The sequence below is a fragment of the Actinomadura sp. KC345 genome (genome assembly GCF_004348515.1).
Classification (GTDB): Bacteria; Actinomycetota; Actinomycetes; order Streptosporangiales; family Streptosporangiaceae; genus Spirillospora.
Window position 1 is genome coordinate 1 of sequence record NZ_SMKH01000354.1, and the last position, 7,302, is coordinate 7,302.

At 71.5% G+C, this 7,302-nt stretch carries 8 protein-coding genes; 5 read left to right on the forward strand and 3 right to left on the reverse strand.

Annotated features, from left to right (window positions below; all coding sequences use genetic code 11):
* Positions 1–299 precede the first annotated feature (299 nt).
* The 3 genes from serB to E1281_RS34995 form a co-directional block, all read right to left on the reverse strand.
* A complete protein-coding gene (gene serB, locus E1281_RS34985) occupies positions 300–1,523 on the reverse strand; it encodes a phosphoserine phosphatase SerB (protein WP_131883990.1) in 1,224 nt (407 codons plus the stop codon).
* A 69-nt stretch (positions 1,524–1,592) separates the two neighbouring features.
* Positions 1,593–2,630: an S-adenosylmethionine:tRNA ribosyltransferase-isomerase gene (locus E1281_RS34990; protein ID WP_131883991.1), complete on the reverse strand. Its 1,038-nt coding sequence runs from the start codon at positions 2,628–2,630 to the stop codon at positions 1,593–1,595.
* Positions 2,631–2,653: 23 nt separating this feature from the next.
* Complete coding sequence (locus E1281_RS34995) at positions 2,654–3,328, reverse strand: SDR family oxidoreductase (RefSeq protein ID WP_131883992.1); 675 nt, start codon at positions 3,326–3,328, stop codon at positions 2,654–2,656.
* 224 nt (positions 3,329–3,552) lie between these two features.
* On the opposite strand from E1281_RS34995, the gene E1281_RS35000 reads away from it, so the two are divergent.
* From E1281_RS35000 to E1281_RS35020, 5 genes are all read left to right on the forward strand, one after another.
* Positions 3,553–4,695, forward strand: coding sequence for a GAF domain-containing sensor histidine kinase (locus E1281_RS35000; protein WP_131883993.1), 1,143 nt, complete (start codon positions 3,553–3,555; stop codon positions 4,693–4,695).
* A gap of 29 nt (positions 4,696–4,724) precedes the next feature.
* Positions 4,725–5,399, forward strand: a complete 675-nt coding sequence (locus E1281_RS35005; protein ID WP_207943681.1) for a response regulator transcription factor — start codon at positions 4,725–4,727, stop codon at positions 5,397–5,399.
* Positions 5,400–5,435: 36 nt separating this feature from the next.
* Positions 5,436–6,224, forward strand: a complete 789-nt coding sequence (locus tag E1281_RS35010; protein WP_131883995.1) for a protein phosphatase 2C domain-containing protein — start codon at positions 5,436–5,438, stop codon at positions 6,222–6,224.
* A gap of 334 nt (positions 6,225–6,558) precedes the next feature.
* Positions 6,559–7,008, forward strand: a complete 450-nt coding sequence (locus E1281_RS35015) for a DUF2752 domain-containing protein (protein ID WP_243717718.1) — start codon at positions 6,559–6,561, stop codon at positions 7,006–7,008.
* Between the two features lie 88 nt (positions 7,009–7,096).
* The coding region (locus tag E1281_RS35020; RefSeq protein WP_207943680.1) for a hypothetical protein at positions 7,097–7,302 on the forward strand (206 nt) is incomplete at its 3' end.

Here is a 7,302-nt window from a genome sequence, read left to right on the forward strand (position 1 = left end):
CCCACACTCCCACGCCCCCACCGACTCCCGGATCAGCCACGCAACGACCCGAACGGTCACGATCGACTCCGGAGCCGAGGCTTCCCACTACTGCACGGTCCCCAGCCACCACAGCAACCCCGCGACAACCCAAACCACTGCGATCGCGTCCGAAGGCAGGTTTCGAGCGAAGCGAGAAACCTGATCGCGAAGCGAGCCGCAAGGCGAGCCGGAGCGATGCAGCGATCGCACCGCAGTTCCCGTTGAAGGAGGGCCCGCTGGGGCCCGACTCCAAGGGAGCTGCAAGCAAGCACAGCCCTCTAGGGCTCGACCGCCAAGGGAACTGCAAGTGAGTCCGCTGCGTCTGCGGCTTCTACTTCTTCGCGGGAGATACCGAGGAGGAAGACGATCGTGTCCAGGTAGGGGACGTTGACGGCGGTGTCGGCGGCCTGGCGGACGACCGGTTTGGCGTTGTAGGCGACGCCCAGGCCGGCGGCCTGGAGCATGTCGAGGTCGTTGGCGCCGTCGCCGATGGCGACGGTCTGGCTGATGGGGACGCCGGCCTCGCGGGCGAAGCGTTCGAGGGCGACGGCCTTGCCGGCGCGGTCGATGACCGGGCCCTGGATACGGCCGGTGATCTTGCCGTTCTCGATCTCCAGGGTGTTGGCGGCGGAGTAGTCGATGCCGAGGTCGTCGACGAGGGCGTCGGTGACCTGGGTGAAGCCGCCGCTGACGATGGCGAACTTGTAGTCCAGGCGCTTGAGCGTGCGGACCATGGTGCGGGCGCCGGCGGCGAGGCGGAGCTTGTCGCGGACGTCGTCGATGGCGGACGCGTCGAGCCCGGCCAGCAGCGCGACCCGTTCCCGCAGGGAGCCCTCGAAGTCGAGTTCGCCGCGCATGGCGGCCTCGGTGACCTTGGCGACCTCGTCGAGGCAGTCGGCGTGCTCGGCGAGCAGTTCGATGACCTCGCCCTGGATGAGGGTGGAGTCGACGTCCATGACGATCAGCCGCTTGGCGCGCCGGTGGAGGCCGCTCTCCTGAACGGCGACGTCCACCTCCTGCTCGGCGGCCTCGGCGGTGAGGGCTGCGCGGAGCGCCTCGGGGTCGGCGCCGGAGACGTCCATCTCGATGCAGGTGACCGGGTTGGACGCGAGCCGCTCGATACGGTCGATGTTGGCGCCGTGGGCGGAGATCCGCCCGGCGATCCCGGCCATGGCGGCGGGCTTCAGCGGCGCGCACAGGACCGTGACGTGGAGGCGGCCTCGTCGCTTCGGCATGCGCTTGTTGCGTCCCGTCGACAGCTCGATCTCCATGTCGAGGTCGTTGGCGACGCGTTCGGCGGCGTTCCACACCCGTCCGATGTCGGCGCCCTCGCTGTAGGCGAGCAGGACGCCGAGGACTAGGCGGCCGCGGATGACGACCTGTTCCACGTCGGCGACGGTGAGCGGGAACTCCGCGAGTGTCCGGAAGAGGCGCGACGTCACGCCGGGGCGGTCGCGGCCGGTGAGTGTGATGAGCAGCGTGCGCTGTTCTGACCCGTCCATAACTGTTCACAACGGTACCGGCCGCGACGTTGGGCTCGTGCGTGAGGGTCCGGCATGGGCGAGGGAGGGTCAGGGAAGCAGGAGGTTGACGTCCCCGAACTCGTGCCAGAGGTAGCGTTCGGCCAGGGCGGCCTTGTAGGTGGAGGCGAGGAGGTCGTGGCCCGCGATGGCGGTGAGCATCAGCAGGTGGGACGACTTCGGCTCGTGCAGGCCGGTGAGGAGGCCGTCGACGGCATGAACGCCGCGCTCCGGGGTCACGATGTGCTCCGTCCACCCTTCCGATGCCCGGACGCGTCCCGAAGCGTCCACGGACGTCTCCAGGGCGCGGACGGCGGTGGTGCCGACGGCGATCACCCGCCCGCCCCGGGAGCGGACGTGCTCGACCAGCGCCGCCGTCGACGGGGGAACCTCGTAGCGCTCGGCGTACGGGGGTTCGTGGGCCTCGGGGGACGCGACGCCCGTGTGCAGGGTGATCGGGGCGATGTGGACGCCGCGCGAGACGAGCCGGGTGACGAGTTCGGGGGTGAAGGGGCGCCCGGCGCTGGGCATCTCGGCGCCGCCGGTCGTCCGGTCGTGCGCGAACACGGTCTGGTACGCGGCGGCGGGCCGGTCGCGGCGGACGTACCCGTACCGGATCGGCGTTCCGTGACGCCGCAGGTACGGGACGACGTCCATGCTGAGCCGGGCCTGCCAGAGGCGGCCGGAGGTCTCCCCGCGCGCCGTGTGCCGTCCGACGAGGGTGAGGGTCGCGCCGCCGGGCATCGGTATCCATTCGCCTGCGCGGCCCCCCGGGTAGGGGCTGCTGGTCTTGCCGGTCAGCCGCCGCAGTTCGACGATCCACAGCCGGTCGCCCGCGCCGGGCACCGGGGTGGAGAAGTGGACGCTGATCCGGTCGAGCCGGACGGCGGCGGGCAGCGTGGACGAGGTGTTGACGACGAGCAGGTCGCCCGGGTCGAGCAGCCGCGGCAGGTCCCGGAACTCGTGGTGGGCGACCTCCCCGGTGGCGCGCCGGGAGACGAGGAGCCGGACGCCGTCGCGGGCCCGGCCCCGCTCCTCGGGCGGCTCGTGGGCCTCCAGCGTGGGAGGGAGGGTGAAGTCGACGGACATCTGGGGACCTCCGGCCTGGGCGGTCATCGTGGGGCGGTCAGGTCGGCGGCCCGGTAGCGCCCGCTGGCGGGCCGCGCGGTCACGAGGCGGTGGAGCGCGGCCGCGGCCTCCTCGGGCGGCGGGGCCGCGTCGGCGTCCTCGCCGGCGTCGCGCAGCATGACGGTGTTCATCTCGCCCGGGTCGGCCCACCACACGGCCACGCCGGGCTCCTCGGCGGCCAGGATGTTGGAGAGCTGTTCCAGGGCGGCCTTGGTCGTTCCGTAGCCGCCCCACGTCTCGTAGTTCTCCGTGGCCGCGTCCGAGGTGATGTTGAGGATCGCGCCCCGCCGCTCCCGGAGGCCCGGCAGGACGTCCTGGATCAGCGCGAGCGGCGCCAGGACGTTCGTCGCGAACGTCGCCGCGAGATCGGTGACGGGCAGGTCGGCGAGGCGGGGCATCGGCGTCGGGCCGAGGGTGCTCGCGTTGTTGACGAGCAGGTCGAGCCCGCCGTCCACCGCCCGGACGAGGCGTTCGCGGTGCGCCGGGTCGGTGACGTCCCCGGCGATGGCCGTGATGTTCCCGCCGATCTCCTGAACGGCGGCCGAGAGCGCGTCCGCGTCGCGCGCGTCGACGGCGAGGTGCCAGCCGTCCCGGGCGAGTTCGCGGGCGAGGGCCCGGCCGAGCCCCCGGGAGGCTCCGGTGATCAGTGCTTTCCTCATGTCTCCGACGCTAGGAATCCGCGCAGCTCACGACATCGGCCGCCGGGCCCCCGGGCGGTCGTCGGATGGTCCTAGGACCGGAGTCCGGGCCCTCCCTCCGAGGGCTCGTGCGAAGCGGCCACGGGGTCGCCTTTCAGGGGGAGAGCGAGAAGACCCGGGCACCGAGTACGGTCTTCACATGCGAACGCCGGGAGGCGTTCGGCCACGGGCGACGAGAGGCCGGGATGGTGACCGAGGACGGCGGCGGCGGCGACCAGGGCGCGACCCTGCACGCCGTGAGCTCCGCCGTGCTCGCGGTGACCCGCCATCTGTCGGTCCACGAGGTGCTCCAGGTGATCGTCCGGGCGGCGGCGCAGCTCCTGGACGCCAAGTACGCGGCGCTCGGCGTGCCCGACGACGAGGGCTCGTTCGCCGAGTTCGTCGTCGAGGGCGTCTCGGAGGAGGAGTGGGAGCGGATCGGGCCGCTGCCCCGCCAGCACGGCATGCTCGCGGCGATGCTGCACGGCGACACGCCCAAGCGGCTCGCCGACATCCGCAAGGAGCCCGAGTTCGAGGGCTGGCCGGTCGCGCATCCCGTGCTGAAGGACTTCCTGGGCGTGCCCATCCTGGACGGCGAGGACGTCCTCGGCATCGTCTTCCTGGCCAACAGGCGGCGTCCCGGCGGCTTCACCGAGGACGACGAGGAACTCCTCACCCTGTTCGCCGCGCACGCCGCGATCGCCATCGCGAACGCCCGCCTGCACGAGCACAACCGTGAGCTGACGGTCGTCGCCGAGCGCAACCGCATGGCCCGCGAGCTGCACGACGCGGTCGCCCAGAAGCTCTTCTCGCTGCGCCTCACCGCCCGCACCGCGTCCGCGCTGGCCGAGCGCGACCCGGCCCGTACGGTCAGGGAGCTCGAACAGGTCGAGCGGCTGGCGGCGGAGGCGCTCAACGAACTCCGTGCCGTGATCTTCGAACTGCGCCCGGCGGATCTCGCGGACGGGCTGGTCTCCTCGCTGCGCAAGCATGTCGAGGTCCTCGACCGGGCGCACGAGGCCGAGGTGCGCATCGCCGCCGACGAGGCCGTCGTCCTGCCCGAGGAGCACGAGGCCGTCGCCTACCGCATCACCCAGGAGGCCCTCTACAACGCGCTGCGACACGCCGGGGCGCGGACGGTCGAGGTGCGCTTGGGAACGGAGGACGGGCGTGCCGTGCTGGAGGTCGCCGACGACGGCTCTGGCTTCGACACGTCCGACACGGCGGAGTCGCAGGGTGGGCTGGGGCTCGCGTCCATGCGGGACCGGGCGACCTCCATCGGCGGCGACCTCACGATCGACGCCACGCCGGCGAACGGTACGACCGTCCGGCTGGAGGTGCCGTTGTGACCGCGAATGGCACGGGCTCGCGGGGCAAGGTGATCAGAGTCCTCATCGCCGACGACCATCCCGTCGTCCGGCAGGGCCTGCGCACCTTTCTCGGCATCCAGGACGACATCGAGGTCGTGGGCGAGGCCGAGGACGGCGTGTCGGCCGTGACACTGGCCGAATCGCTTGAGCCCGATATCGTGCTCATGGACCTCAAGATGCCCGGTGCCGACGGCCTGGTCGCGCTGACGGAGTTGCGGGCTCGTGGGGTGGCGGCACGGGTGCTGGTCCTCACCAGCGTCACCGAGCGGGGGCACGTGCTGCCGGCGGTCCAGGCGGGCGCGGCCGGGTACCTGTACAAGGACGTCGACCCGCAGGCGCTCGTGCAGGCGATCCGGGCGGTCAACGACGGGCACGTGCTGTTCGCGCCCGACGCGGCCGAGGCGATGCTGGCGGACGGGCCGGCGTCGCAGGACGACCGCGGCATGGCCGCGCTGACCGAACGGGAACGGGAGGTGCTCGTGCACATCGCGCGGGGCAGGTCCAACCGGGAGATCGCCCGCGCGCTCGTGGTGTCCGAGAAGACGGTCAAGACGCACGTCAGTAATCTGCTCATGAAACTGGGAGTCCAGGATCGGACGCAGGCGGCGCTGTACGCCGTCCGGCACGGCGTCGGCCCGTCCGGCGCGACCGGGGAAACCGGGGAAGCCACCGCCCGCGGGTGATACAACTCCTCTGACAGGATCGTCATCGAAATTGGTATGAACGTAGCAATCAGGTACGCAGCAGGCAGCGACATCGGGTGCAACCGCGAGAACAACGAGGACTCGGGGTATGCCGGTGCGCGGCTGATCGCCGTCGCGGACGGCATGGGCGGCTACGCGGGCGGCGAGGTCGCGAGTTCCACCGTGATCGACTCGTTGCGCGCGCTGGACATCGACGCCAGTAAAGACGATCTTGTCGACATGCTGGGCCGCGCGGTGGCCGAGGCGAACGAGAAGTTGCGCATCGTCCGGGAGGAACGTCCCGACCTGAGCCGGATGGGCACCACGCTCACCGCGATGCTCTGGTCCGGCGACTCCGTGGCGCTGGCGCACGTCGGTGACTCGCGCGGCTACATGCTGCGCGACGGCGAGCTCTACCAGATGACCCAGGACCACACCATGGACGAGCTGCTCAAGGCGGAGGCCGAGCAGGCGGGCCAGCAGCCCGACCCGGCCGAGACCTCGCGGCTCTCACACGTGCTGTACCGGGTCCTGGACGGCAAAGAGGACCGCGAGCCCGACCTGCGCCTGCGCGACGCCCAGCTGGGCGACCGGTACCTGCTGTGCTCGGACGGCCTGAGCGGCCCGGTCGACGCGCAGAAGATCTACGAGGTGCTCTCCGCGGAGGCCGACCCGCAGCGGGCCGTCGACCGGTTGATCGAGCTGGCCCGCGAGAACGGCGGTCCCGACAACATCACCGCCGTCGTCGCCGACGTCCTGGAGTCCGAGCACGTCACCCGTGCCGACGCCCCGATGGTCGTCGGCGCCGCCGCCGCCCAGGCGTGAAGCAGGCCCCGAGCCCGCATGTCCGCGCCGCTTCCGCGCGTCGGGTGTTCTTCGCCACGCCCGAAGTTGGAACCGTCCAAGATTCCGTGGGACGCGCGACCGCGCCGGTGAGGGGCCTCGCGGGGGTGCGCGGGGAATTTCCAGACGATTCATGGAACTCGTCGAGTAAAAGTGTGCTCACGCAGGTGGCGATTTGTCCTACTCTTGCCGGGAGGTGGCGTCAGTGGAGCGCTGGGTAACGGTCCGATCGCAGATCGTTGCCCAGGGTTGACCTGCCTCCGGGTGCACCCGTATACGGGTCACTCACTGCTTAGTCATTCGAGGCGGAGGATTCGTGGGGGAAGCGCCCGGGGCGGCGGCCACCGGTGCACCGGACGGTGCGCTCGGCGGGGTCGTCAGCCGGACCCTCACCGCAGCGCGGCACGGACCACTGGGTGTGGTGCTGCGGGTCGCGGCGATGGCCGGCGCGGCCGTCGGCGCGTCATGGATCCACCGTGTCAACGACCCCGGCGTGCTCTGTCCGCTAAGGGCGTTCACCGGAATCCCGTGTCCCATGTGCGGGGGGACGACCGTGTTCATCGAGTTCGGTGCGGGCCATCCGGCCCGGGCCGTGCTGGCGAACCCGGTGGTCCTTCTCGGCGCGATCGCCGTCGCGGTCGCTCCGCTGGGGCTGGGAGGCCGGTGGTGGGCACTCCAGCCGAAGACCCGTGCCTGGATGCTCGGCACCGCCCTCGTGGGGTCGGAGCTGTGGCAGCTCGTCCGGTTCGGTGTTCTGCGCGTTTGAGCCGCGGTCGATCCTCGGTCAGACTTGCGGAGCCCACCGGGTCCGGCGGGCGTCACACAACCACAGGGTCAATCTATAAGGAGCAAGTGTGGGTAACCCCTACGACCCGTACGGCCAGCAGCCGGGCTACGGGCAGCAACAGCCCGGGTACGGCCAGCAACCCCCTGCCCAGCCCGGGTACGGCCAGCCCCCGGCGCAGCCGGGCTACGGCCAGCCTCCCGCGCAGCCGGGTTACGGCCAGCCTCCGGCGCAGCCGGGTTACGGCCAGCAGCAGCCCCCGGCCCAGCCCGGCTA